This window comes from Ruegeria sp. BG11 (genome assembly GCF_056538565.1).
The window spans coordinates 174,658-200,483 of record NZ_JBQFTH010000002.1 but is presented as its reverse complement, the minus strand read 5'-3'; the positions used below and the strand labels follow the sequence as shown (position 1 = coordinate 200,483).

Below are 25,826 nucleotides of genomic sequence, written 5' to 3'. Positions count from 1 at the left end.
GCGCGCAAATCCGCGCGCCCGGACCTTTAGCCTTCGATCTTGGTCAGATCGGCAACGCTGGAACAGACCGAGCGGATCTGGCTGAGCAAGTTCAGACGGTTGCGACGCAGGATGTCATTGTCGGTGTTAACCTGCACATCCTCAAAGAACGCATCAACCGGCCCGCGCAGCGCGGCCATGGCCGCCATGGCGGTCGGGAATTCCTCGGCACTGAGCGCCGGATCAATCTGCGCCTGCGCCGCGTCAAGCGCCGAGAACAGAGTCTTTTCGCTGTCCGTCTCGGCGAATTTCACATCCGCACCGTAGGAGTATTCGACGCCGTCCTTCTCTTCGGCCTGCGTCAGGATGTTGTTGGCCCGCTTGAACCCCTGCACGAGGTTTTCCCCATCCTCGGTCGCAATCACCGTGTTCAGAGCCCGGGCGCGTTTGACCAGTAGGTTGAGGTCATCATTGCCGTCCATCACAATACAGGCGTCGATGACGTCGTGACGGATGCCCTCATCTCGGAGGAAGACTTTGAGGCGGTCGTGAAAAAACGACAGAAGATCGTCAGATGCATCTGGGACCTTTTTCTCAAGTTCAAGAAAAGCTGCCGCAGGCAAATCATCTATTTTGTCTCTTACGGTCTGGAATGCAGCACCAAAGACACCTCGTTCTGCGATTTCTTCCAATAGATCAAGAACGTTAGCCTCCGGCAGCGCCTCATTGATTGCGCTTTCTGCTCGTATCAGTTGGCTGTCAAAGAACCGATCCAAAGACAGCCGCAGATCGTTTTCGAGAATCAATCGAGTTACACCCAAAGCAGCACGACGCAGAGCAAACGGGTCCTTCGAACCGGTCGGCTTCTCATCAATCGCCCAGAACCCGGTCAGCGTGTCCAGCTTGTCGGCCAGCGCCACGGTCACCGAAAGCGGTGCGGTCGGCACGTCATCTGACGGGCCAAGCGGCGAGTAGTGATCCTGCGCCACAGCGGCCACGGCGGCGTCCTCGCCTGCTGCTTCGATGTAATAGCGGCCCATAAGACCCTGAAGTTCGGGGAATTCATAGACCATCTCAGAGCTCAGATCGGCCTTGGCCAGACGCGCGGCTTTTTCGGCCTGATCGGCATCTGCTCCGGTCAACGGGGCCAGTTCGCGGGCCAGTGCGGCGATGCGGTCGATGCGTTCCGCCTGTGTGCCCAGCTTGTTGTGGAAGGTCACATTCTCCAGCGCGCGGGTCCATTGGGCGATGTCCGACTTGGCGACGCGCAGATCGTTCTCCCAGAAGAATTTCGCATCCGCCAGACGGGCCGAAAGAACCTTCTGGTTCCCGGCTAGAATGGTCGCACCATTGTCAGCAGTTTCACGGTTGGCGACGGTGATGAAGCGCTCGATCCAGCCTGTCTTGGGGTTCTTCACGGAAAAGAACTTCTGGTGCTCTTTCATCGAGGTCTGCAGTACCTCAGGCGGTAGGTCGAGGAATTCGTCGTCAATCTGCCCCATCAACACCACGGGCCATTCAACCAGACCAGCGACCTCGGCCAGCAGACCTTTGTCGTCGACCACTTCCAGACCGGCAGCAAAGGCCATGTTCTGGGCGTCGTTCCAGATATGCTTGGCACGTTCCTCGGGCGACAGGACCACAAAGGCGCGTTTCAGTTTGGCGGCAAAATCCTCGAACGAGGAAACGGCAAAGCGGTTCGGGGCCATGAACCGGTGGCCCTCGGTCGTGTCGCCGGAGGTGATGCCTTCGACCTCAAGCGGAACGACTTGCGCGCCCGCCTCATCGGTCAGAATGCACAGGATCGAGTGCAGAGGCCGCACCCATCGCATCGGGCCGGAGCCCCAGCGCATCGACTTGGGCCATGGGAAGTTGCGGATCGTGGCCTCAAGCACTTCGGCCACGATCTCAGCCGCCGGGCGTCCGGGCTTTTCGATCTGGGCGAAATAGACCGCACCCTTGGGCGTGTCACGTTCTTCCAACTGATCACGGGTCAAGCCAGCGCCGCGCAGGAAGCCTTCGATCGCTTTGTCCGGCGCACCGACCTTGGGGCCTTTGCGTTCCTCACGGATCGTGGGGCTCTCAGACAGCAGCCCTTCGACTGCCAAAGTCAGGCGACGCGGCGTGGTCAGGGCGGCGGCAGAGGCATAGGTCAGACCGGCCTCGACCAAACCATCGGTGATCCGCTTTTTCAGGTCCTCACCCGCGCGGGTCTGCATACGCGCGGGGATCTCCTCGGAAAACAGTTCGATCAGCAGGTCGGGCATTTTCGGTCCTTAGAAATTTACGATCGTCTGGATGACGATGGCATTGGCTATATCCACAAAGAATGCGGATACAAGGGGCAGCACGATAAAGGCAATAGGTGATGGACCATATCGCTTGGTTACTGCGGTCATATTCGCAATAGCAGTGGGGGCTGCACCTAACGCGAAGCCTCCGAACCCCGCAGCCAACACGGCGGCGCGATAGTTTGCGCCCATGACCGGGAACAGCACCCACAGCACGAAAACCACCGTGAACAGGGTTTGGGCGGACATGATGACGACGATGGCCATGCCAAGCTCGGCGATGGTCCAGAGCTGAAGGCTCATTAGTGACATCGCCAGAAACGCGCCCAAGGCAAATTCCGAGATCAACGCCAGCGATGGCGTGCGCGATACCGGTGGGGCCGACGGTGCCACTAAGGCGCGTAGATTGGCGATGACGATTCCCATGATCCAACATGGCACAAATAGCGGCAGCTTTAGACCGGCTGCCGAGATTGCTTCGTTCAGAGAATAGCCCGCAATGATCGCGAGGTTTAGATGCAGCAAAATGCGCATGATCGACAGGTGGTCGATATCGAGCGACTTGCCCTCTGTTTCGTCCGGCAGTCCGACACTTGGCCCTTCGTCTGGACGGTCGGGGCTGAGATTGCGCCCCTCAACCAGCAAGCGCGCGATAGGTCCACCGACCAGGGCGGCTAGAACCAAACCCAGCGTTGCAACGGCATCCCCAAGCTCGGTCGCGCTGTCCAACCCTGTCGCCCGCGCAACTTCCGGCGCCCATGTGATTGCAGTCCCGTGCCCGCCGATCAGCGCCGCCGAGCCGAGCAGAACACCCGCCTGCGCCGGATAGCCGAACATGGAAGCGCCAGCCGCCCCGATCATGTTTTGCGCAACCATCGGCACGAGGGTCAGGATAAGAAGCAAAAACAGCGGCTTACCCCCGAAATCAGGTCAGACAGACGTGCGTTCAATCCGATCCCGACAAAAAATACGACCAGTAGAAAATCCCGCGTACCCAGCTCGAATGACAATTCAAGATCAAATATCAAATACAGCGCCAGAACGGTAAACGAAGCCAGCAACCCTCCGGTGACGGGTTCGGGGATGTTGAAATTGCGAAGTGCGGCGACGCGATCATTGATCCGTGCGCCAAGCAGGTAAACGGCAAAACCTAAGGTCGCCGTCAGAAACTCAGGAATTTCGACGACGTGCTGCATGGCGGTCTCCTTACTCCTGCGGTCTGGGTGGGCATTCCTCGCCTACTACAGTGCCATCGTAGGCTTTTTCACCGCAATTGTTCAGGGAATGCCAGACAAAGCCCTGCCCATCTTCGGTGATCGCAACAATGCGGTCGACTCCGTAGTGAATATTCTTCGCGCTGATGAAGGCCTGCGCCTGCCCGGATTTCAACGCTTCGGCCACGGCGACCGCATCATAGCAGTCAAACCAAACCGGAGCTGTCAGGGGCTCAGCGTTCTCGACCGGTATGAAGCCGGATAACTGTTCCTCGGAGAGATCCGTGTTGAAACAGGCCCGATACCGGATCGGAGAGCTATCCGCATCAATCGCCTGAAACGACGAATAGGCAATCGGCTGCGGAGTTCCGCCATCCACAGGCAACAGGGCGACGTCCTGTCCGGGCTTCGGTTCGACCTCATAATAGAAGCCGTAGACTTGAAGGTAATACATGCCCGCTCCGGCCAGCACAGCCGAAAGCCCCAGAATGATCGCAAGCAATTTTCCTGTCATTGTCTTAGGCTGCCTCTTTCAAGTTCCTGAAAAATCGGACAGGTTTCGCAGTGAAGATTGATACCAAAAGGGTGTTTTCATGGAATCGACCCTCGCCGTTGGGTTCTTTGGTGCGCTGTTTGCGATCATGAACCCGATCACCAACCTGCCTGTGTTCCTGAGTGTTACGCAGGACCTGCCCCCTGCGGATCAACGTAAAGTCGCAGTTAAAACCGCGCTCTACTGCCTGGTCCTGGGCGGCGCGTTCGCAGCCATTGGGAGTCAGACGCTGAGCTTGTTCGGAATCAGCGTGGACCATCTGCGTGTCGCCGGAGGGTTGGTTGTACTGATGATCGGCCTGAATATGCTGAACGGCAACGAAAGCACCTCGCATCACGGAACGGACGGAGAAAAAGAGGCCTATCCTGCGCCTGACACAGTCGCGTTCTATCCGCTGGCCTTTCCCATTCTGGTTGGCCCGGGCACGATCACGACCCTGATCCTGTACGCGCATCACGTCAACAAGCCGCTTGAAGCCGTTGTTTTCGCGGGTGTATTCTTGATCGTCGTCGCCTTGCTTTTGGTAACCTTCTGGAATGCCCCATGGCTGTCCAAACGTCTTTCGAGCAACGCACGCGTCATCATGAGCCGCTTCATGGGTATGATCCTGTCGGCCATCGCCATCGGCATGATTTCTGACGGCCTCAAGGCATTGCTGCCCGGATTGGCCTGAACGCTGCATCAGGCCTCGTACCCGGCGGCCTCGGTCAGGACAAACGCATCAGCGCATTGCTTGGCCAGCGCCCGGACACGGCCGATATAGGCCTGGCGTTCGGTTACCGAGATCACCCCGCGCGCGTCCAGCAGGTTGAAGATGTGGCTGGCCTTAATGCACTGATCATAGGCCGGGTGCGCCATTACGATGCGCTTGCCTGTTTTCGGATCATCATGCTGTTGCGCCAGAATGGTGGCGCATTCGGCCTCGGCCTCTTCGAAATGACGCAGCAGAACTTCGGTGTTCGCCACATCAAAGTTCCATCGGGCGTATTCCTCTTCGGTCTGCTTGAAGATGTCTCCGTATGTCAGCGGGCTGGGGGACTGAGGGTCGTTGAACGGCATGTCCATCACGTGGTCGATGCCCAGCACATACATCGCCAGACGCTCCAGACCATAGGTCAGCTCGCCAGAAACTGGCGTGCAATCATGACCACCGACCTGCTGGAAATAGGTGAACTGACTGACTTCCATACCGTCGCACCAGACCTCCCATCCAAGACCCCATGCCCCAAGGGTCGGGCTTTCCCAGTCGTCTTCGACAAAACGGATGTCATGCAGCTCCATGTCGATGCCGATAGCCTCGAGGCTGCCCAGATACAGTTCTTGAAGGTCCGGCGGGCTGGGTTTGATCAGAACCTGATACTGATAGTAGTGCTGCAGACGGTTCGGGTTCTCACCATATCGCCCGTCCGTCGGACGGCGCGAGGGCTGAACATAAGCCGCGGCCCATGCCTTGGACCCGAGCGCGCGCAGGGTTGTCGCCGGGTGGAACGTCCCTGCCCCGACCTCCATGTCATAAGGCTGCAGAATCGCACAGCCTTTCGAGGCCCAATAGGTCTGAAGCCGCAGGATGATCTCCTGAAAAGAACGAGGTGCGCTGGACTGATCTGTCATGACATTCCCTTTGGGCGCGCCTGCGCCCGGTTCCGATGGGTTTCGCCCTTCCTATGCAAGGGGCCGAGGGGCGTCAACGGGCCAATGGGTCCCTGCTGTATCTGCGCTGCCACACCGCAAATTCCCCGCATTCTCGCCATGGCTTTCGCCACCCGAAATCGGGTATTCTGAGCAAAAGCATCAAAACTGCATAAACGGGCAGAAAATGACACGAGTATTTACGGCAATTTTATTGTTTCTTTTGGTCGGCCTGCGCGCCGCAACCGCCCAGCAAGATCAAGGTGTCTGGGTTCAGGTCGAGGCGCAGCCATCCCTGCGTGAGGCACAGGATCGTGCGCAGGACTACGCCCGCGCACTGCCTGACGTGAACGGTTTTCGCCTGGGCAGCGGTTGGTACGCCATTGTGATCGGCCCCTACCTGCGCAGCGACGCGGAACAGGTGCTGCGGGTTTACCGCGCCGAAGGACAAATTCCTCGCGACAGTTTCATCACCTTCTCAAGTTCCTTGGGCCAGCAGTACTGGCCGATCGGGGCGAATGTGTTGAACCGGGGCACCGTTGCCCCGCCGGTCGAACCCGAACAGCCCACCATTGACACGCTGTCTGACGCAACCCCGCAGCCTTCGGATGAAACCCGTGCCCAGGCGCTGCAATCTGAGCGTTTGCTGACGTCGCAGGAACGCAAGGACCTGCAGACTGCACTTCAGGCCGCGGGGTTCTATAACTCGACCATAGACGGAGCCTTCGGCCAAGGCACACGTCGTTCGATGGCCGACTGGCAGAGCTTCAACGGATATGAGTCAACCGGCGTTCTCACCACCGTCCAACGCGCCGCATTGATCGAGGACTATAACGCTCCGCTGATCAGCGTCGGAATGGCACGATACACTGACGAGCAGGCCGGGATCACAGTTGATCTGCCGCTGGAGGCCATCGCCTTTGATCACTATGAGGCCCCTTTTGCGCATTTCCAAAGCACCTCTGACCTGAACGCACAAGCGCTGCTGATCAGTCAGGAAGGCGGTAAATCCACCTTGCGCGCGCTCTATGAGGTAATGCAGTCGCTGGAAATCGTGCCACTGGTCGGCCCGCGAGAACTGCGAGGCGATCGCTTTACTATGGAAGGGCGCGGCAAAGGCATCGTCTCTTACACCGAAGCGGCGCTGAAGGATGGCAAGATCAAAGGCTTCACGCTGGTCTGGCCCGAGGGTGATGAGGCCCGCCGCGCCCGCGTTCTGGCCGCTATGAAAACCAGCTTTACCACCACTGATGCAGTACTGGATTCCAGCGCAGGCGCAGATGCTGAGCAGCGCGTCGATCTGGTCTCGGGTCTTCAGGTTCGCAAACCGCGCCTGTCTCGTTCGGGCTTCTTCGCGGATGCATCCGGCACTGTCCTAACCGTATCCGAGGCCGCCGACAGTTGCAGCCGTGTCACGCTGGAAGGCGATCAGGAGCTTCAGGTGACCTGGACGGACGCCGATCTGGGCGTGTCTGTTCTGCACCCGCGTAAGTCTTTGGCCCCGATCAACGTAGCCGAGTTCCGCTCAGACCAGCCGCGCATTCAGTCGGAGGTCGCGGTCTCCGGTTTCTCTTACGAAGGGGCTTTGGGTGCACCGACGCTCACCTTCGGTCAGATCGCGGACGTGCGCGGCCTGAACGGAGAAGCCGGTGTGAAACGTCTCGCTCTGGCTGCCCAACCGGGCGATGCCGGTGGTCCGGTCTTTGACGACAGCGGCCGCGTTGTCGGCATGCTTCTGCCCACCCCGTCCGAGGGCCGCGCCTTACCCCGCTCGGTCAGTCTGGCGGTTTCGACCCAAGGGCTGAATGATGTCCTGACGCAAGCGGGCATCTCGGGCCAAGAGGCGCAAGAGACGGCTGAGATCTCACCCAATGAGCTGAGCCGCCGCGCCAATGGAATGACTGTTCTGGTGCATTGCTGGGACTAACAATGTCCCCAAACTGAAAAAGCCGCTGCGCATCTGCGCGGCGGCTTTTTTCCTGCCTACAGAATGTCCGGCGTTACGTAGATCAATGTCGGCCCCGAGGCCTGAAATGCAGCTTTGACAGCCTCCTTCATCTCATCCACAGTTTTCGGCGCACTGGAAAACGCCCCGAACGCCTCGGCCAGTTTGCAAAAATCAGGATTGCGCGCCACAACCGCGTTAGGCGCAATCTGACTGCGGACCATACTATCCTCGATCTCTTTCAGCTTGCCGTTGTCCCAGAGGATAATCGGCAAAGACAGGCCCAGCTCTACCGCCACGCCCAGCTCTTGCATCGTGTAGTGGAACCCATAGTCCCCGGCTATGACCGCCGTTGGCCGCCCGCGCCGCGCCACTGCCCCACCGATGCCAGCGGGCAACGCATAGCCCAAGGTGCCAAAGCCGGTCGGATGGTGCCAATGATGGGGATAGGCCATGTCCCAGACCTCTTTCGCGGCGTAGGCGAATTGGGTCATGTCGGAATAGATCATGGTGTCAGCAGGCATCGCGGCGCGCAGCGTATCAACGACGGGCACGATGCCTGGGCGCTCTGCATCAACCTCGGCCCGCCAACGGGCGCGCGCCTCGGCGACTTCCTCAGCCGTCCAACCCGTCGCAGGTTTGGCGCTTTCAGTAACGGCCCACAGGGCGCGGGCAAAGCTGGCACTGTCGGCCTGAATCTTGACAGCAGCGCGGTGGCGGTCTGACAGGACCTCGGGGTCCAAGTCGACGCGGACCAGATGCGCCGAATGGCCAAGCTCTTCCCGCCAGAGGTCAACTTCGCCCAACTCGGCCCCAACAGCGATCACCAGATCGGCTGAGGCGATCACCTCGGCGCTGCCGGGCCGAGGCAGCATCGCCCCGAAATCCAGCTGATAGTTCGCCCCGACCATGCCACGCCCTGCGTAAGTCGTGAAACAGGCTGCACCCAGCTGGGTCAGAATCTGCCGCCATTCGTTCGATTTGCAACCACCACCCAGAATGAACAAAGGCCGTTTGGAGATGTTCAGCAAGGACACTACCGGCGCGACATCCGGGGCAAACACCTTGGGGCGCAAGGCCGGTTGGTTCGGGAATAGCGCGGGATCGGCGTCGCCCTCAAGCTGCGCAATCGGCACCTGAATGTGCTTGGGTCGCGGGCGCGAGAGTTCGAATTCTTCGAACGCGCGCTCGACCAAGCCATAAGCGGCCTGCGCAGTGTTCGCTTGCGCCGACCAATCCGCGACAGTACCCGCCGCCCCTTGCTGGTCCTTCATCTGATGCAACTGACCGCGTTGCGCCTGCGTCTCATCCAGACAGGATGACAGCACCAGCATCGGGACCGAGTCGCTATAGGCCTGCCCCATCGGTGTCATGATGTTGCACAGCCCCGGACCCGTGATGACATAGGCAACGCCCGGCTTGCCTGTCGCCCGCGCATAGCCATCGGCCATAAACCCGGCGCCCTGCTCGTGCCGGGCCAGCACATGGGTGATCCCGGCCTCTTCAATGCCGCGATACATTTCCTGATTGTGGACGCCGGGAATGCCAAAAATCACATCCACGCCGCGATCCCTCAGCATATGGGACAGCTGCGCACCAAGCGGTCTTTTCATCAGTCTCTCCAGAATTGGACGGTAAAGATTGCGTAGACGGCCAGCAGCTCAAGTCGGCCGACGAGCATGCCTGCGGTCAACAGCCATTTTGCGGTGTCGTTCAGACCGGCGAAATTGCCCGCCGGGCCGATTTGGTTCCCCAGCCCCGGCCCGACATTGGCCAGCGCCGTCGCGGCACCCGAAACGGATGTGATGAAGTCCAGCCCGGTCAGCGCTAGCGCCCAGGACAGAATCCCCATCGACAGGACGAAGAACATGAAAAAGCTCATGACCGAGGTCAGTACGTCCCGACTGACGGGGCGCCCGTCATAGAGCGGTACGAACACCCCATGCGGTGACCGGATGCGTCGGATTTGCGTTTTGATCGACGCAAACAGAAGCTGATAGCGGAACACCTTGATCGAACAGGCGGTCGATCCGGCGCAGCCTCCGATCAGGCCGATCAGGAAGAACAGCATGATCGGGAAGCTGCCCCAGAGCATGTAGTCGACACTTGCATAACCGGTGCCCGAGATGATCGAGGTGATATTGAACAGCGACTCGCGCAGAGCCCGCTCCCAATGGTGCGGAAAGACCGAGGTCAGGAACACAGACATCACGACGACCAGTACCAGAATGGTTGCCAGAAAGGCGCGGATCTGACTGTCCTGCCATAGCGACGAGGTGTTGCCATTGGCCAGTTGCACATAGCGCACGAAAGGCAGCGCTGCGAGGATCATGAAGACCGAGGCCGCGTATTCCGCCGGGCCGCTGAAGTTTGCAAACGAGCTGTCGTAGTTCGAAAATCCGCCCGTTGCAATGGTGGTCATGGCGTGGACCGTCGCATCAAAGAATCCCATTCCGACGGCCGCATAGACAAGGCCGCAGGACAGCGTCAGGAACACGTAGATCAGCGAGATCTGGCCCGCGATCTCCTGCGCGCGAGGAAGGATTTTCCCCATGGTTTCAAAACCTTCCGAGCGAAAGATTTGCATACCACCAACCCGCAGTTCAGGCAGAAAAACCATAGCCACAACGATGATCCCGATGCCGCCCAGCCATTGCAGGATACCGCGCCATAGCAGCAGGCCCTGCGGTAGGTCATCCAGACCCGAAATCACGGTCGATCCGGTGGTGGTCAGGCCCGACATCGCTTCGAAATACGCGTCGACAAAGCGCAGCTCGGTCTCGCCAAACAAAAACGGAATTGCTCCGAACACCGGCAGCGCGACCCAGACGCCAGAGGTCAGCAAAAAGGTCTGACGGATGGTCAGACCTTCGCCCACACCATTGGCGCAGCTCAGCGCAAGGACAACGCCGGTCAGAACGGTGATGATCGCGCTTTCAAGAAAGACATGCCACTCGCCCCGCCCCTCAATCATGTCGGCAAGCATAGGCAGCAGCATGGTCGCCCCCAGAATGGCGACCAGCATGCCAATCACATATCCGACCGGGCGAAGATCCATCATGACGCGCAGCGTTGGCGCGCCAGCCCGACCGTGTCAAGCAGATGACCCCGATTACTCGTCGGATTTCGCAACGACCTTGGGCATTGCGGGCGGTTTAGACGGCGCGCGCGTCTTGCGAGGGGCCGGTTTAGGGGGCTCTGTCGTCGCTGCAGCCGCTTTGGCCGGTGCCGCACTTGGTGCCTTGGCCGCGGGTTTTGGCGCAGTCTTGGGCGCCGCCGGAGTTTTGGCCGGTGCCGCCTTTTTAGCCACGGTCTTTGCCGGAGTTGCCTTGGCCGCCGGTTTAGGTGTTGCGGGCGCAGGGGCAGCCTTGGCCGAGGGTTTGGATGTCACCGGTGCAGGCGCTGCCTTGGCAACTGTCTTGGGCTTTGCTGTTACTGGGGTCGCCTTAGCGGCCGGTTTGGGCTTTGCTGCTGCAGGCGCAGCCTTAGCCGCCGGTTTAGGCGTTGCAGATGCGAGCGCAACTTTGGCGGCGGCGGGTTTTGCCGCCGGGCGCGGTTTGGCGGTGAATTTTGCAACCGGCTCAGCCTTAGGCTTCGATGCGGCGGGTTTGGATTGCACCTTCTTGGCAGTCATGGCCCGCTTGGCCGGAGCAGGTTTTGCAGCCGGTTTGGCAACAGGTTTAGGTGCAGCCGCACGTTTTGCTGCAGGTTTGGCCGGCGCCGGCTCCGATGCGGTATTGCGCAGCGCATGAAGGGGCGCCATCGGCAGTTCCATGGCCGACCGGGCCATGATCTGCATAATCTTCATCTGGCTGACCACGGCGTATCCAGCCACGCGCATTGCAGCCGCCTGCAGCTCCAACGGTTGGGAAATTGGGTTCATGACATGTCTCTCCTGTAAATGCGATGCAGCCGGAACACTGAGAGAGGGATGCCCAGTCCGCGCCGATCACTCGGGCGGTTGGCGGGGTCTTGCAGTCCAAGGCGTCGCACGTCTCGGCTTCCTTCCGGGGGCGGCACACCCGTTTGACAACGAGCAAGCGGCAGCTGCATTCCCTGCCTTCATAGCCCATTTACTGCGCATACGCAGCAAGTTTTGCTGCATTGCGGCGAAAAAGCGCTGTTTTTGGGAGGACGCGGCTAAATTTTCCGCATCTCCGGAGGGTTAACCCACGTGGAATAAAGTCGTGAACAGACGCGGATCAAGGCTGGAGGCCGCGAATGTAGGCCCCTCCGTCAGGATCGAGACCGCATCATGGCTGTGCAGGCTCTCCTGATGGCTGGCGATCACACGGAAATCGCCCACGTGATGATCGGCCAGCAGTTCCGCACAGAACAGGCGCGCAGCGTCTTCGACAAAGATCGGATTGGCCGCGTTCAGTTCGGCAAAAGCCTGCTCATCCTCACGCTTTACCATGACCTGCGTTTCCGTCGGAACCGCTCTGCGGCACAGCTCGATCAGGTCTTCGAACCACAGGCAGTCGGCGTCGCAATCCACCAGTACCGAAATCCGCGCGACCGAGCGCTGCGAGTGCGGCGTTGCCAACTGTCCACGCTGCGACCGGGCATGCTCGCTCAGTTCTAGTGAGCAAGGACAGGTCGAGGAATAGACATAGTCCAGATGCATGATCTTCTGGCGCACACCGTTCTGTTCGATCAGCTCCAGCGCGATGTCGTAATACTGGTAGCCCTCGAGGCCAGAGCGCAGGCTTTTCACCTTGGCCGGGTAAGAAAAGCGCATCTGCAGACGCGCGTCGAAACTGTCGAGGTCGGTCAGATAGTCGCTCAGCGCGGCTTCCATTACCTCAAAGCTGAAGGTCCGCTCGGCGTGTTTGTAGAAGGACCGCATGATGCGGGACATGTTGATGCCCTTCTTCTCGGCCTCAAGGCTCACCGTGCCAGTGACCGAAGTCTCGAGCGTCAGGTCATCCCCATCCTTGCGGTGAAAACGGATCGGTAGGCGAAAGTTCGAGATGCCCACGTGCTGGATCTGCTGCTTGGCGCCCCGGATCAGGCTGGACGGGCCGTTTTGCAGGTCTGGCAATGTGGCTCGGTACGCCTCATCCGCAACAAAACCTTCGGGAAATTCACGTGACAGGGATGGATAGTTCACCGCCGACATGCCGGGCACGAGCCGCGCCAAGGACGGGTCGAGCTGGCTAATCTCGGCCGCAGGCGCGGTCTTGGCCCATTGCCGCAGCAATTTCAGCGCTTCTGCGGCCTGTTCCCGGTTCGGGGCGTCGTCGATGTCACGGGGGTGAACATTCATAGGCTGAGGTTCCTCGGTTGGCCGTCGAAATTCAAACGGCTGAAGTTCAGTATCCAGTTTAACCCGATACGGGCCAATTAACAGGATGGATCGAAAAAACCCAGCGTAAATCCGGCATTCTGCGCGCGGTAGCGACACAGTGTGCCGCCAGCCTCCTCGGGTCAGAGAGGCAGGTTGTTCCACCTCTCTGCCTGTCACGGCACCGGTTTAAGGCTTTTCTACTGGCCCTGCGAAACGTCCAGAGCGCGCTGGATATCGGCCAACAGGTCGTTTGCATCCTCTAGACCAATGGAAAGGCGGATCAGACCGGGTGTGATGCCCAGTTCATCTTTCTGTTCATCGCTCAGACGTTGATGGGTTGTGGTTGCCGGATGCGTAGCAATGGATTTCGCATCCCCCAGATTGTTCGAGATCACCGGGATCGTCAGCGCATTCAGAAATGCAAATGCTGCGTCCTTGCCGCCCTTGATGTCCAAAGACAGCACGGTTCCGCCCTTGCCCCCCAGTTGCGTCTGTACCAGAGCATTCTGTGCATGGGTTTTCAGACCCGGATAAAGCGTCCGTTCCAGCGCCGAGTGACCTTCCAGCGCCTCGGCCACGGCCTGCGCAGTTGCGGCCTGCGCGTTGACCCGTAGGGCCATAGTCTCGAGACCCTTGAGCATGATCCAAGCGCTGAACGGGCTAAGTGCACCGCCGGTGTGTTTCATGTAAGGCTCGACCGTGCCACGGATAAACTCCTTGGTGCCAAGGATCACACCACCGAGCGCCCGGCCCTGCCCGTCGATATGTTTGGTCGCCGAATAGATCACCACATCCGCGCCCTGTTCGACCGCGCGCGAGAACACCGGAGTCGAGAACACGTTGTCCACCAGAACCAGTGCACCAACCGCATGGGCCAGTTCCGCAACGGCGGCAATGTCGATCACCTCGAGCGTCGGGTTTGACATGGATTCGAAGAAAACAGCCTTTGTGTCCGGGCGGATCGCCGCCCTCCACTGGTCAAGATCGGTGCCATCGACAAACGTCACTTCAACGCCGTAGCGGGTCAGGATGTTTTCCAGGATGAATAGGCACGACCCGAACAGCGCTTTGGCCGAGACCACATGGTCCCCCGCTTTCAGCATCGAGGTCAACGCACCATTGACAGCGGCCATGCCAGACGCGGTGGCAAAGGCATCCTCGGCCCCTTCTAGCGCGGCGATACGCTGTTCGAACATCGACACTGTCGGGTTGCCATAGCGGGCATAGATGAATTCGTCCGGGCCACATTCAAGGAACCGGGCCTCGGCCTGCTCGGCGGTGTCGTATACGAAGCCCTGGGTCAGGAAGATCGCTTCGCTCACCTCGTTGTACTGACTGCGACGGATGCCGCCATGGACGGCTTGGGTGCGTTTGGTCCAGTTCTCGCTCATGTCATTCCTTTCGGCCTCGATCCCCGAGGCACATCAAAAAAACCCCAGACGCGGTCAAGCGAAAGGGGCCTTTCATCCTGACCTTTTAGCGGTGTTGTTTAGCGTGGCCCGCAATCCGGTAACAAATCGCCACGTAGCAGGGTTGCCTTTACGTCGCAGCGTGCGCGGGGTCAAGTGCAGGCAGGGTTCGGTCACGCTTTCGTAACATGGCCCTCTGTCGCTTGCCCCTTCCCCAAAAACCCTCATGATCGCCTGAAACATAGGAGACATCATGATCGACCTGTATTTCTGGCCCACCCCGAACGGTTGGAAAGCCTCCATCGCCCTGGAAGAGATGGAGCTGCCCTACACCACCCATCTGATCAACATCGGTAAGGGCGACCAGTTCGATCCGGAGTTTCTGAAGATCTCACCCAATAACCGCATGCCCGCCATCGTCGATCCCGACGGGCCTGATGGTGCGCCGATCACGGTGTTCGAAAGCGGCGCGATCCTGATGTATCTGGCGCGCAAAACCGGCCGGTTTTATGGCACGACCGAACGGGACAGGGTTGCGGTAGAAGAGTGGCTGATGTGGCAGATGGGCGGCGTGGGCCCGATGGCGGGTCAGGCGCATCACTTCCTTAAATACGCCCCTAACCTGGAGCCTCCGCAGGACCTGCCCTATGCCAAAGACCGCTACCGAGCCGAAGTCGCCCGGCTTTACGGCGTGCTGGATCGGCGTCTGGCCGAGAACGAGTATGTCGCGGGTGATTTTTACTCGATCGCCGATATGTCGATTTGGGGCTGGGCGAGCCTTTGGGAGGGTCAGCAGCAAGTTCTGGACGATAAGCCTCACTTCGCCCGCTGGCTAGAGGCTGTGAGCGCCCGCCCCGCCGTTCAAGCCGGACGCGCCCTACACGCCGAGCTGCGTGGGGATCACAGTAGCAAACAAGCGCAGAGTGTTTTGTTCAAGCGATAAGGTAACGCGCATTCCCACCTGGAAGGTATTTCGCTAAAGCCGTCGCTGGATTGCAGACGAGCGTCCGGCAATCTATTATTTTATATAATTTTTTTGCCACGATACCTTTTCTCCGCTCAACTTAAGGTATAATCGATTCTTGCTGGCAGAAACGCCGCATAAATACATTTCTCTGGAGATTTTGGATGAATTGGAAATTCATCGTCCTTGGGGCGGGTTTAATTGTGTCTGCATGTACCGTTTCCCCATATGAATCCTGCATTCAGCAAGTGAGGTTTGCCTATAACGGTCAGATAGCAAGCGCCCAAAAAGAGGTTAAGGCGGCGCAAGCCAACCTCAGCAGAGGGTATAGGATAAAGAAGCACTCCTTCACTGAAACATACGTGGACAGATGTGTAAAAAACGGTGTTTTATATGCCTGCACGAAGGAACGAAAGAAAACGACCGAAGTTCCGATCCCGATCAACCGCGATGCCGAAGCGCAACGTCTGCGGCGAAATTCGGATCTACTTAAACAGCTGATTGAAACACGAGCTCGTGCGGCCGCACAGTGTAACGGCTTGCCGACCTCATCTTGAAGCGACCCTAGAGGGTGTCACTGCTCGCCCCTTCCCCGCACCAGAACATCCAGCATTCCCGAGATATCCTCGATCTCTTCCGCGATGACATGGATCACCGCGTCGACCTTCTGCATTCGGCCCGTAACCTTCAGCAACCGCCCCGATATCACCGCACGGCGGAATTGCTCGTAGATCTTGCGCCAAACCACGATGTTCACGATCCCCGTCTCATCCTCAAGCGTCAGAAAGATCACCCCGTTGGCGGTTCCCGGCCGCTGTCGCAGGATCACCAGACCCGCCACCGCCACCCGCGCGCCTTCGGGTGGCTGATCAAGCCGGTTGGCGGGCAAACAGGCCGGTGGGCGGGGCCAGGTTCGGTTTGAAACATCAGGACAAGTCGCGGCAACAAGCATGAGAACAAAAATAGAACAATCACGCAGAAAGTCCAGACGCGGCGCACAGAGTCGCAAATGAGGCTAGAAAGACCTAAATGCCTTGATTAAGGAAGAATTCGAACATCGCAAAAGGAAGACGCAAGCCATGGCAAAGATCACCTATGTCGAGCATAGCGGTACTGAACATACAGTCGACGTCGCCAATGGGCTGACCGTTATGGAAGGGGCCCGAGACAACAACATTCCCGGCATCGAGGCCGATTGCGGCGGCGCCTGCGCCTGCTCGACCTGCCACGTCTATATCCACCCCGACTGGGTCGAGAAAATCCCCGCCAAGGATGACATGGAAGAGGACATGCTGGACTTTGCCTATGAGCCCGATCCCGCCCGCTCGCGCCTGACCTGCCAGATCAAGGTCACGGACGCACTGGACGGTCTGGTCGTGCAAATGCCAGAAAAACAGATCTGATGCCCTCCAAAGAGCCGCGTCCCCCCGCCTGCCCCTGGCACCGTCGGGCACGCGGCGCGACACTGATGTTGTGCCTTTGGCTGGCGGGCGCAAGCTCTGCCGCAGCATCAGGAGAAATCATCGAAGCCCGATTTGCTGAGCCCACGACGCGCTATGCCCATGGCGTATTGGGTGACGCCGTGGAATACGGCGCATTGGAACTCCGGGTCGAAACGCGCGGTTCAGACAACGTGCAAACGTTGCGGACGATACGCCTGCCCCAAGATCGGGTTTTCGAAGACCTTTCTCCGCGACTGGTGGACATGGACTCGGACGGAAAGCCCGAAGTAGTCGTGGTCGAGTCCCACGCTCAACTTGGCGCACAACTTGCAATCTACGACGCAAGCGGCAAAAAGATCGCTGCCACCCCGCATATCGGAACCCGCTTCCGCTGGCTTGCCCCGATCGGAGCCGGCGACCTTGATGGCGATGGCTATACCGAGATCGCTTATATCGACCGCCCTCACCTCGCCAAAACCCTTCGCATATGGCGCTACAAAGAGGGCGCCTTGGCCGAGATCGCCTCACTGCCGGGCCTAACCAATCACCGTATCGGCGAAGACTATATCTCTGGTGGCCTGCGTGACTGCGGCAAGACGCCAGAACTGATAATAGCCAGCGCCAACTGGTCGCGCATCATCAGCGTCACCTACGACAAGGGGTGGACCAAGTCGGACCTCGGCCCCTTCACAGGCCGCCAAAGCGTGAACCAAGCCTTACAGTGTTGATCCGCTCTTCATCTGGCTAAAAATATCCTGGGGGAGAGGCCGCAGGCCGAGGGGGCAAAGCCCCCTGACCCACATCAAAGTCAAAGCGCTCGCCACCCAATATCGCGGCGATAAAAGCCCTCGGGCCAAGCCACCCCGTCAACCATGGCATAGGCCCGATCCCGCGCTTCTTGCAACGTAGCACCTCGGGCGGTGACGTTCAGAACACGTCCGCCAACCGCTTGTATCTGCCCCTCAACAGCCTTTGTCCCGGCGTGAAAAACCATGTTGCTGCTGTCTTCAGGAAGGTTGTCCAAACCTTTGATAACCGAGCCTTTCTCATAAGCACCCGGATACCCGTTGGCTGCCATAACAACGGTCATCGCATGATCATCGGCCCAGTTCACGCGCGTCTCGTCCAAGCGTCCTTCGGCTGCGGCATGCATCAGGTCCATCGCTTGCGCGCCAAGCCGCATCATCAAAACCTGACATTCGGGATCGCCAAACCGGACGTTGTATTCCACCAAACGCGGCTGCCCGTCCTTGATCATCAGACCGGCGTATAGAACCCCTTGAAACGGCGAGCCCCTGCGCTTCATCTCGGCCATGGTCGGGAGGATGATTTCATCCATCGCGCGCGCCTCAACCTCGGCGCTCAGAACCGGAGCCGGGGAATAGGCCCCCATCCCGCCGGTGTTCAGACCTGTATCTCCTTCGCCCACGCGCTTGTGATCCTGCGCGGTGCCGATGGACAGGATATTCTCTCCATCGCACAGCACGAATAACGAGGCCTCTTCGCCATCCATAAACTCTTCGATGACAACCTCGGCACCAGCCCCACCGAACGCCCCGCCAAACATGTCGTCAATTGCGTCCAAGGCGGTCTGCTCGTCCATCGCCACAATCACGCCCTTGCCTGCCGCCAGACCATCAGCCTTGACCACGATCGGAACGCCCTGCTCTTGGATGTAGGCCTTGGCGGGCGCGGCTTCGGTGAACCGAGCATAGGCGGCGGTAGGCGCGCCCGAGGCATCGCAAACCTCTTTGGTGAAACTTTTCGAGGCTTCCAACCGAGCCGCTTCGGCAGAGGGGCCAAACACCCGCACACCGGCTTCACGCAACCGGTCGGCCACGCCAGCGGCCAAAGGGGCCTCGGGGCCAACGATCACGAAGTCTATCGCGTTCGCCTCAGAGAAATTAACCACTGCACCGCCATTCTCGATATCCAGCGATGCGCATTCGGCGATCTGGGCGATCCCGGCATTGCCCGGCGCAACAATCAGACGGTCGCATTTGGGGTTCTGCATAACCGCCCAAGCGAGGCTGTGCTCACGCCCACCGCTGCCGAGAATAAGAATGTTCATTGGGTCGTCTCCGATCTGCTTGGCCTCGCCTGCGCGGCGTTCTAAGCTGGCAAGGCATTTGACACAAGGCGCTGAAATGTCCGACCTGCTTGACGACCCAATTCCCGGCCAAAACACCCCCGAATACTCAGTTTCCGAGATTTCTGGCGAAGTGAAGCGCACACTAGAGGGCTCGTTCGGTCGAATCCGTGTACGCGGCGAGGTCGGTCGCGTGTTCAAGGCGCGCTCGGGTCATTTGTATTACGACATCAAGGACGACCGGAACGTTCTGGCCTGTACCACCTGGAAAGGTCAGGTTTCCGGCCTGTCGGTTGTTCCCGAAGAAGGGTTGGAGGTCGTCGTCACCGGTCGCCTCACAGCATTCGGCGCGCAATCCAAATACAACATGAATGTCGATGAGGTCGCAGTCGCTGGCCAAGGCGCGCTGATGGCGCTGCTGGAAAAGCGCAAAAAGCAGCTTGAAGCCGAAGGGCTGTTTGCGCCCGAGCGTAAGAAACCACTGCCCTACCTACCCCAGATCATCGGTGTCGTGACCTCTCCATCCGGGGCGGTGATCCGCGATATTCTGCATCGCCTGCGCGACCGGTTTCCCAGCAAGGTTCTGATCTGGCCTGTCGCCGTGCAGGGTGCAAATTGTGCGCCCGAGGTGACCCGCGCCATCGACGGCTTCAACGCGCTGACGCCCGGTGGCGCACTGCCGCGCCCCGATCTGATCATCGTTGCACGCGGTGGCGGCTCGATCGAAGACCTGTGGGGATTTAACGAAGAAAGCGTGGCCCGCGCGGCTGCGGCATCAGAGATCCCGCTGATCTCGGCCGTGGGGCACGAGACGGACACCACGCTGATCGACTTTGTCTCCGACCGCCGCGCGCCGACGCCAACGGCCGCTGCGGAATTGGCTGTCCCCGTACGTATGGAATTGATGGCCTGGACCAACGAACAGGGCGCGCGCCTGTCGCGCGCTGCAAGCGATGCGGTTCAACGCCGCGCGCAACGCCTGCGTGACGTGTCGCGTGCGCTTCCACGTCCAGACAGCTTGTTGAACTCTCCACGACAGCGCCTTGATCTAATTGCAGAACGCTTGACACCCGCATTGAATCGCGGGGTACAAAACCGTCGCCTGCAACTGGTCGAGATGTCGGCGCATCTGCGTCCCTCGACTTTGCGAAGCGTCGTCTCCTCCCGTCAGGAACACCTGCGCAACCTGTCTTCGCGCCTCTCCCTCCGCCCGATCCAGCGCGAGATTGAACAACAGCGCCAATCGACCGCCCGACTGGCTGAGAGACTGGACGCCGCCCAAACCGTCCGACTAGAGCGCCTGCGCCAACAACTGACAGCAACCGACCGCCTACGCGAAACGCTCAGCTACAAGGCAACGCTGGCACGGGGCTATGCGGTTGTCCGCGCCGAGGGCGACGTCGTGACCACCAAGGCTCAGGCTGCCAAACACGCTGTGCTTGAGATCGAATTCTCGGACGGCCGCCTGACGACGGGAGGAGGCGGTAGACCCTCGGCAAGGAAAGCCAAACCGGGCACACCGAATCAGGGGTCGCTATTCTAGATCATGCTGACGATTTGGGGCCGCAAAACGTCATCCAATGTTCAGGCCCTGATGTGGTGCGTGGGTGAGTTGGGTCTCGAATACCACCGCCACGATGTTGGCCATCATTTTGGCGGCTTGGACACGCAGGTTTTCTGGGACCTGAACCCGAACCGTGCCATTCCTGTGCTTCAATACGGAACCGACCCGCCCCTTTGGGAGACCGGAGCGATCTTGCGCTATCTCGCCAACCTCTATGGCGCCGAGCTCTTTTGGCCCCAAGACCCGGTTAAGCAGGCCGAGGTCGACAAATGGGCCGATTGGGCCAAGATTAACCTTGCAATGGCCTTCACGGTACCGGTGTTCTGGTAGGTGGTCGCACGCCCGCTTTGGAACGGGATGAAAAGATCATGAAGATCACCGTAAAAGCCCTTGAAACCAAACTGAAAATTTATAATGACCGGCTAGTCGGCAAAGGCTTCATCGCCGGATCCGACCTGACGCTTGCTGACATCCAACAGGGCCATATCTTGTATCGGTACTACGATATCGACATCCCCCGCGCGCGACTGCCAAACCTGAAGCGCTACTACGTCTGGCTGACCGACAGGCCCACGTTCCAGCAACATGTGATGGTCAGCTATACCGACCTGCGCGTTGGCTAAGATCAGACCCCGACCTCGGGTCCCAGACAGACCATCTCTTCACCCAAGTCCTCGGCCTCATAAAGCTCGGTAGCCTGCGGATCGCCCTCGAACTGCGCGATCAGCCCACCGCCCGATCTGGTGAATACCCAGCATTGCGGGTCCAGCCGGTCCTCGTAGACGAAACAGATTTGATCCTCGCGCTGATACCAGACGCCTTCTTTGCACTGTCCGTCCAAAAACGACCAGATCACGCGGCGGTTGGGCAAGTATCGCTCAACCCCATAAACCTGCCCTTCAAAACCATAAAACAGGGTTTTGCCCCGCGTGTACGCATCGAACTCGGCACCGGACAGCGCCGTTTGCGCGCCCACCGTCTGCGCCGACAGCGCCAATAGAATCACAAGATGCCTCAACATGGGGCCATAGTGTCAGATGCAGGCGGGTATGGCCAATCACCACGCCGGTATTCACCTGCCCCCACGTCATTATTGTGCCGCGTGCCACCGCAAAGAACATTGGTCCCGAACAAGACTGAGGGGACCGACGTGACACACCTGCTATTCTGGCTCGCCGCCGCTTGCGCCTTGGCCTATTTGCCGCTGTCCCCGCGCCCGGCAAGCGCGCTCCGCACCGTTCTGAAAACCGCGTCGGTTGCTGTGCTGGTCCTCTTCGCCCTCCTCAGCGGTGGCGCGACCTTGCTGGTTGTCGCCTTGGGCCTCTGCGCGTTTGGGGATGCTCTGCTGTCGCGAGAGTCCGACACCACTTTCATTGCAGGGATCGGCGCGTTTGCTGCGGGGCATATCGCTTATATCGCGCTTTTCCTTGCTCACCCCAGCAGCAACATTGACCTTATTCTGGAACGGCCGGGATATTTCTGGTTGCTCCTCATTCTGGGGATCGTTGCCGCCACTTTGCTGGCCCCACGCGCCGGAGAGCTGAAACTCCCGGTTCTGATCTACATCCCGATCATCCTTGGCATGGGCGTCGCAGTTCTATCTTTGCCCGAGACCGGAATGCTGCGTTGGGCCTTACCTGCGGCACTGGCATTCATCGCCTCAGACCTCGTGCTGGCAACCGAGAAGTTTCTGCTGCCTCAAGACCACCCGGCGCAGAAGCTGACGCCCTATCTGGTCTGGCCGCTTTATTGGGGCGCGCAGGCTGGACTACTGATCGCCTTCACCTGACCCTTTGCAACTCCGGCAAATCCACATTAGGTGGAGGGGAACACCTGCGGAGACCGAAAATGGCGTTTTTTTCAAAGCTGAAGGACAAGCTGTTCAAATCCTCGTCTCGTCTTGAGGAAGGGCTGGACGCCATTGTCGAAGACGGAGGTGAAGAAACCACCGCACCAGAGCCGGTGGCGCAGCCGCAGCCGCAGCCGCAGCCGCAGGAAGCTGCGCCGCTACCAGAGACTTTGCAAGAAATTCAGCCCGCATCCAGCGGATTGCTGGGTCGCCTGTTCAGCCGCACAGAAACCAAGGCCGAAATCCGCCGGACGCTGGATGACGATATGCTGGAACAGCTCGAAGAGCTGTTGATCGCCTCGGACATGGGCGTCGACACCGCCCTGCGCGTTACCTCGAACATGGCCGAGGGGCGTTTTGGCCGCAAACTCTCGTCCCGCGAGATCAAGCAACTGCTGGCGCAAGAAGTGGCCCGCGTGATGGAGCCGGTGGCCCGCCCCCTGCCGATCTACCCCAAACGCCCGCAAGTGGTGCTGGTGGTTGGCGTCAACGGATCGGGCAAGACCACAACCATCGGCAAACTGGCCAGCCAGTTCAAATCCGCTGGCAAGAAAGTCGTGATCGCCGCCGGAGACACCTTCCGCGCCGCCGCCGTGGAGCAGTTGCAGGTCTGGGGTGACCGCGCTGGCGTCCCGGTTCTGACCGCCCCCGAAGGCTCGGACCCTGCCAGTCTTGCCTTTGACGCCCTGACAAAAGCGCAACAGGACGGCGCCGACCTTCTGATGATCGACACTGCAGGCCGCCTGCAAAACCGCGCCGACCTGATGGAAGAACTGGCCAAGATCGTCCGCGTGATCCGCAAGGTCGACGAAACCGCGCCACACAACACTCTGCTTGTGCTGGATGCGACCACGGGCCAGAACGCCCTCAGCCAGGTGGAAACCTTCCGCAAACTCGCCGACGTGTCGGGCCTTGTGATGACCAAACTGGACGGCACAGCCAAAGGCGGCGTGCTGGTCGCGCTTGCCGACAAGTTCGGCCTGCCCATCCACGCCATCGGCGTAGGAGAGCAAATAGACGACCTCGCCCCGTTCGACCCCGAAGAATTCGCAGCGGCCCTGACCGGCCTCGACCAAAACTGATCCGCCTCTTCATCTGGCTGAAAATATCCTCGGGGGTCTGGGGGCAGACGGCCCCCAGCCTCGTCACACTGGACAAGTTCTGACAATTGAGCGACTGGCTGATCTCACTCGAAGGCACCGAAGCGGGCCACACCCTCGCCCTAGGCCTGGCGTTGATGGCAGCTTTTCTGCACGCGGTCTTCGGAGCACTGCAAAAGGGCCGCCACGATCCGTGGCTGTCTCGTGGGGCCATCGACGCCTGCTATTGCCTGATGGCCATCCCCTTTGCCCTATTCGTCGTGCCATGGCCCGAACCCTATATGTGGCCCATTTTCGGCATCGTCTGGCTGATCCACATTACCTACAAGATCCTTCAGGCCTTGGCCTATACCAAAGGCTCCTACACGGTGGTTTACCCAATCGTTCGCGGCACCGGCCCACTTTTCACTGTAATCGGAGCCTACCTTCTGTTCGGAGAAACCTTCACAGGCACGCAATGGTTCGGTGTGGCCGTCCTTCTGGCCGGTATCTTCGGGCTGGCTGCCTATAACTTCCGGTTTCTGGAAACCAATCGTGAGACTCTGGGTATCGCGCTCACCCTGGCGATTGCCACCGGCCTTTTCGTGGCGCTTTACACGACTTATGACGCCTATGGCATACGCGCCACCGCCGATCCGTTCACCTTTCTGGCCTGGTTCTTCATGATCGACGGCTTCGCGATGCCGATCTACGCGTTCCTCAGATGGCGTGCCATGATCAACCGCTCTTCCCCAGGTCCGCTGATGCTGCGCGGGCTCGCAGGCGGCTTGATCGCGCCGCTGTCATTCGGAGCCATCATGCTGGCCACCCGATTGGACAAAGTCGGAGAAGCGGCCGTACTGCGCGAAACATCAACTGTATTTGCAGCCTTGATCGGCTGGCTGGTTTTGAAAGAAACCGTTGGCCCAAGACGCATCGCCCTGATGGCACTGATTGCATTGGGCGCTGTAATCGTTGAAATGGGCGGATGAACAGCAGGACACCACGATGACAGGCAAAAAAGAGATCAACCCGTTTCTGAAACAGGTGCTGGAGCTGGGGCCCCCTCTGGCCTTCTTCTTCATCTACCTGCGACTGCGTGATGACAGCTTTCTAATCGGCGGCATCGAATATTCGGGCTTTATCATCGCAACCATCCTCTTTGTTCCGCTGATGCTTGCGGCAATGGGCATCTTGTGGTTTCTGACAGGCAAGCTCAGCCGGATGCAGATTTTCACCGCTTTCATGGTGATCTTCTTTGGTGGCCTAACCGCCTGGTTCAATGATGAGCGGTTCTTCAAAATGAAAACCACGCTGGTCTACGGGTTCTTCTCGGTCATTCTGGGGATCGGTTTGCTTCAGGGCAAGTCCTACCTCGCCTACGTTCTGGACGAGATGCTACCGATGAAACACGAAGGTTGGATGATCCTGACGCGGCGCCTCTGTGCTTGCTTTGCCGTTCTGGCCATCGCCAATGAGATCGTCTGGCGCACCATGTCCACCGATCTGTGGGTCAAGATCGAAACCTTCGCCTTTCCCATCGCGCTAATGGCCTTCCTGATGTACCAGTTCCATCGCCTGCAAAGCTATCTGGAAGACCCCGATCGCCAGTAGTCGACCCAAAGCCCCGTTGGTATCAGTTTGACACTCATCCAAGGAAACCACTTGGCTTGTTGACCTTGCTGTGAATAATTGAGTAACCACTCACCATCCTACTCCGGAGATTAGTACCCGAATGGCGGTATTCCCAAATAGCGGCTTCCTGTCCGATGCATCCGAAGGGCTGCGCGAGATGCTCTCGGCGCTGGCGACGGAAATCTCTTTGGATAAAAACGAAACCCTGTTCGATCAGGATGACGAAGGCGATGCGCTTTATGCCATCGTCGAAGGGACGCTCGAAGTGTCCTTCCTGGCGATGAGCGGCCGAAAGCTGGCGCTGACACTCATGCGTCCGGGCGAGGTTTTCGGTGAAATCGCTCTGTTCGACAGCGGCCCTCGCACTGCGACTGTTGCGGCTGCTGAACCTTCTCGGGTTCTGCGGGTGCGTCGCCGGGACGTGATGGAGCAAATCCGTCAACATCCCGATCTTGCCGTTGATATGGTCCGTCTGGCCGGATTGCGCATGCGGTCGATGAGCTCGCAGTTGAACGAGCAGGTGTTCCTGCCGATGCCGATTCGACTGGCGCGCAAACTGCTGCACCTGTCGTCTCTGCAAGACGATCCCACGGAACGCATTACCCTGTCGCAAAGTGAATTGGCTGAATTCGTCGGAGCAACGCGTGAGGCCGTCTCGAAAACCATTTCGATCTGGAAACGGGACAATGTGGTTGAGGCATCGCGGGGCGGATTGCTGATCCACGACATCGAAGCTTTGCGCGCGTTGGCTGAATCGGACTTGATCTGACCTTTTGTGATCTTGTTCACAGACGACTCAGAAGTCAGTGCCCTAGGGTAAACCTGTTACCGTAGGAGGTCAGTAATCATCCCCGATATCTGTCCGCTGATCTCTCCCTGTACCTAAGCCATATG

General features: G+C 59.2%; 25 protein-coding genes, 1 pseudogene and 1 riboswitch. Of the genes and pseudogenes, 15 read left to right on the top strand and 11 right to left on the bottom strand.

The window, feature by feature from the left end; all coding sequences use genetic code 11:
- Positions 1 to 26: 26 nt before the first annotated feature.
- The 3 genes and pseudogenes from glyS to ACR0JF_RS05140 form a co-directional block, all read right to left on the bottom strand.
- On the bottom strand, positions 27 to 2,246 hold the full coding sequence (glyS, locus tag ACR0JF_RS05150; protein WP_170660441.1) for a glycine--tRNA ligase subunit beta: 2,220 nt from the start codon (positions 2,244 to 2,246) through the stop codon (positions 27 to 29).
- 9 nt (positions 2,247 to 2,255) lie between these two features.
- A pseudogene (gltS, locus tag ACR0JF_RS05145) lies at positions 2,256 to 3,466 on the bottom strand (sodium/glutamate symporter).
- Between the two features lie 10 nt (positions 3,467 to 3,476).
- Complete coding sequence (locus ACR0JF_RS05140) at positions 3,477 to 3,998, bottom strand: DUF6446 family protein (RefSeq protein ID WP_170660442.1); 522 nt, start codon at positions 3,996 to 3,998, stop codon at positions 3,477 to 3,479.
- Positions 3,999 to 4,077: 79 nt separating this feature from the next.
- On the opposite strand from ACR0JF_RS05140, the gene ACR0JF_RS05135 reads away from it, so the two are divergent.
- Entirely contained in the window at positions 4,078 to 4,710 is a 633-nt protein-coding gene (locus ACR0JF_RS05135; protein WP_170660443.1) for a MarC family protein, read from the top strand.
- 8 nt (positions 4,711 to 4,718) lie between these two features.
- Here ACR0JF_RS05135 and ACR0JF_RS05130 read toward each other — a convergent pair whose 3' ends face one another.
- On the bottom strand, positions 4,719 to 5,648 hold the full coding sequence (locus ACR0JF_RS05130; protein WP_170376388.1) for a glycine--tRNA ligase subunit alpha: 930 nt from the start codon (positions 5,646 to 5,648) through the stop codon (positions 4,719 to 4,721).
- 205 nt (positions 5,649 to 5,853) lie between these two features.
- Between ACR0JF_RS05130 and ACR0JF_RS05125 the strand changes: the two genes are divergently transcribed.
- Positions 5,854 to 7,593, top strand: coding sequence for a serine protease (locus ACR0JF_RS05125; RefSeq protein WP_170660444.1), 1,740 nt, complete (start codon positions 5,854 to 5,856; stop codon positions 7,591 to 7,593).
- A 56-nt stretch (positions 7,594 to 7,649) separates the two neighbouring features.
- Here the strand turns inward: ACR0JF_RS05125 and ACR0JF_RS05120 are convergent, their stop codons facing one another.
- Together ACR0JF_RS05120 and ACR0JF_RS05115 are read right to left on the bottom strand one after the other, a co-directional pair.
- Positions 7,650 to 9,224 carry a 5-guanidino-2-oxopentanoate decarboxylase gene (locus ACR0JF_RS05120; RefSeq protein WP_170660445.1) on the bottom strand — a complete coding sequence of 525 codons (1,575 nt, stop codon included), beginning with the start codon at positions 9,222 to 9,224 and terminating at the stop codon, positions 7,650 to 7,652.
- Positions 9,224 to 10,672 carry a TrkH family potassium uptake protein gene (locus ACR0JF_RS05115; RefSeq protein WP_170660446.1) on the bottom strand — a complete coding sequence of 483 codons (1,449 nt, stop codon included), beginning with the start codon at positions 10,670 to 10,672 and terminating at the stop codon, positions 9,224 to 9,226. The genes ACR0JF_RS05120 and ACR0JF_RS05115 overlap by 1 nt, the downstream gene beginning before the upstream one ends.
- Here ACR0JF_RS05115 and ACR0JF_RS05110 point away from each other — a divergent pair.
- Positions 10,671 to 11,363, top strand: a complete 693-nt coding sequence (locus ACR0JF_RS05110) for a hypothetical protein (RefSeq protein WP_170660447.1) — start codon at positions 10,671 to 10,673, stop codon at positions 11,361 to 11,363. The genes ACR0JF_RS05115 and ACR0JF_RS05110 overlap by 2 nt on opposite strands.
- Before the next feature lie 413 nt (positions 11,364 to 11,776).
- Here the strand turns inward: ACR0JF_RS05110 and folE2 are convergent, their stop codons facing one another.
- Positions 11,777 to 12,880 carry a GTP cyclohydrolase FolE2 gene (gene folE2, locus ACR0JF_RS05105; RefSeq protein WP_170660448.1) on the bottom strand — a complete coding sequence of 368 codons (1,104 nt, stop codon included), beginning with the start codon at positions 12,878 to 12,880 and terminating at the stop codon, positions 11,777 to 11,779.
- 218 nt (positions 12,881 to 13,098) lie between these two features.
- The gene (metZ, locus tag ACR0JF_RS05100) at positions 13,099 to 14,292 is read right to left on the bottom strand and encodes an O-succinylhomoserine sulfhydrylase (RefSeq protein WP_170660449.1); all 1,194 of its coding nucleotides are present in this window, start codon (positions 14,290 to 14,292) and stop codon (positions 13,099 to 13,101) included.
- A 65-nt stretch (positions 14,293 to 14,357) separates the two neighbouring features.
- Positions 14,358 to 14,435, bottom strand: a riboswitch (SAM riboswitch).
- A gap of 128 nt (positions 14,436 to 14,563) precedes the next feature.
- Between metZ and ACR0JF_RS05095 the strand changes: the two genes are divergently transcribed.
- Complete coding sequence (locus ACR0JF_RS05095) at positions 14,564 to 15,253, top strand: glutathione S-transferase N-terminal domain-containing protein (protein WP_170660450.1); 690 nt, start codon at positions 14,564 to 14,566, stop codon at positions 15,251 to 15,253.
- Positions 15,254 to 15,438: 185 nt separating this feature from the next.
- Entirely contained in the window at positions 15,439 to 15,831 is a 393-nt protein-coding gene (locus ACR0JF_RS05090) for a hypothetical protein (RefSeq protein ID WP_480668931.1), read from the top strand.
- Between the two features lie 17 nt (positions 15,832 to 15,848).
- On the opposite strand, the gene ACR0JF_RS05085 is transcribed toward ACR0JF_RS05090, so the two are convergent.
- A complete protein-coding gene (locus ACR0JF_RS05085; protein ID WP_170660451.1) occupies positions 15,849 to 16,226 on the bottom strand; it encodes an OB-fold nucleic acid binding domain-containing protein in 378 nt (125 codons plus the stop codon).
- A gap of 127 nt (positions 16,227 to 16,353) precedes the next feature.
- On the opposite strand from ACR0JF_RS05085, the gene ACR0JF_RS05080 reads away from it, so the two are divergent.
- Positions 16,354 to 16,677, top strand: a complete 324-nt coding sequence (locus tag ACR0JF_RS05080) for a 2Fe-2S iron-sulfur cluster-binding protein (protein WP_170376365.1) — start codon at positions 16,354 to 16,356, stop codon at positions 16,675 to 16,677.
- Positions 16,677 to 17,444 carry an FG-GAP repeat domain-containing protein gene (locus ACR0JF_RS05075; RefSeq protein WP_170660452.1) on the top strand — a complete coding sequence of 256 codons (768 nt, stop codon included), beginning with the start codon at positions 16,677 to 16,679 and terminating at the stop codon, positions 17,442 to 17,444. The genes ACR0JF_RS05080 and ACR0JF_RS05075 overlap by 1 nt, the downstream gene beginning before the upstream one ends.
- Before the next feature lie 80 nt (positions 17,445 to 17,524).
- Here the strand turns inward: ACR0JF_RS05075 and purD are convergent, their stop codons facing one another.
- Entirely contained in the window at positions 17,525 to 18,787 is a 1,263-nt protein-coding gene (purD, locus tag ACR0JF_RS05070; RefSeq protein ID WP_170660453.1) for a phosphoribosylamine--glycine ligase, read from the bottom strand.
- Positions 18,788 to 18,863: 76 nt separating this feature from the next.
- On the opposite strand from purD, the gene xseA reads away from it, so the two are divergent.
- From xseA to ACR0JF_RS05055, 3 genes are read left to right on the top strand one after another with little or no spacing between them, the layout of a single operon-like run.
- Positions 18,864 to 20,348 (top strand): exodeoxyribonuclease VII large subunit, encoded by a 1,485-nt coding sequence (xseA, locus tag ACR0JF_RS05065; RefSeq protein WP_170660454.1) that lies wholly within the window; start codon positions 18,864 to 18,866, stop codon positions 20,346 to 20,348.
- A gap of 3 nt (positions 20,349 to 20,351) precedes the next feature.
- Positions 20,352 to 20,699 carry a glutathione S-transferase N-terminal domain-containing protein gene (locus ACR0JF_RS05060; protein WP_480668928.1) on the top strand — a complete coding sequence of 116 codons (348 nt, stop codon included), beginning with the start codon at positions 20,352 to 20,354 and terminating at the stop codon, positions 20,697 to 20,699.
- 38 nt (positions 20,700 to 20,737) lie between these two features.
- Positions 20,738 to 20,992, top strand: a complete 255-nt coding sequence (locus ACR0JF_RS05055) for a glutathione binding-like protein (RefSeq protein WP_480668926.1) — start codon at positions 20,738 to 20,740, stop codon at positions 20,990 to 20,992.
- A 2-nt stretch (positions 20,993 to 20,994) separates the two neighbouring features.
- Here ACR0JF_RS05055 and ACR0JF_RS05050 read toward each other — a convergent pair whose 3' ends face one another.
- A complete protein-coding gene (locus ACR0JF_RS05050) occupies positions 20,995 to 21,390 on the bottom strand; it encodes a hypothetical protein (protein ID WP_170660455.1) in 396 nt (131 codons plus the stop codon).
- 129 nt (positions 21,391 to 21,519) lie between these two features.
- Here ACR0JF_RS05050 and ACR0JF_RS05045 point away from each other — a divergent pair, with 129 nt between their 5' ends.
- From ACR0JF_RS05045 to ACR0JF_RS05025, 5 genes are all read left to right on the top strand, one after another.
- Positions 21,520 to 22,158 (top strand): lysoplasmalogenase, encoded by a 639-nt coding sequence (locus ACR0JF_RS05045; RefSeq protein ID WP_170660456.1) that lies wholly within the window; start codon positions 21,520 to 21,522, stop codon positions 22,156 to 22,158.
- A gap of 59 nt (positions 22,159 to 22,217) precedes the next feature.
- Positions 22,218 to 23,300, top strand: a complete 1,083-nt coding sequence (gene ftsY, locus ACR0JF_RS05040) for a signal recognition particle-docking protein FtsY (RefSeq protein ID WP_170747504.1) — start codon at positions 22,218 to 22,220, stop codon at positions 23,298 to 23,300.
- 86 nt (positions 23,301 to 23,386) lie between these two features.
- Positions 23,387 to 24,289 carry a DMT family transporter gene (locus ACR0JF_RS05035; protein ID WP_170660458.1) on the top strand — a complete coding sequence of 301 codons (903 nt, stop codon included), beginning with the start codon at positions 23,387 to 23,389 and terminating at the stop codon, positions 24,287 to 24,289.
- 16 nt (positions 24,290 to 24,305) lie between these two features.
- Positions 24,306 to 24,911, top strand: a complete 606-nt coding sequence (locus ACR0JF_RS05030) for an inner membrane-spanning protein YciB (protein WP_170376332.1) — start codon at positions 24,306 to 24,308, stop codon at positions 24,909 to 24,911.
- A gap of 121 nt (positions 24,912 to 25,032) precedes the next feature.
- Positions 25,033 to 25,701: a Crp/Fnr family transcriptional regulator gene (locus tag ACR0JF_RS05025; RefSeq protein ID WP_170376330.1), complete on the top strand. Its 669-nt coding sequence runs from the start codon at positions 25,033 to 25,035 to the stop codon at positions 25,699 to 25,701.
- Positions 25,702 to 25,826: the final 125 nt, after the last annotated feature.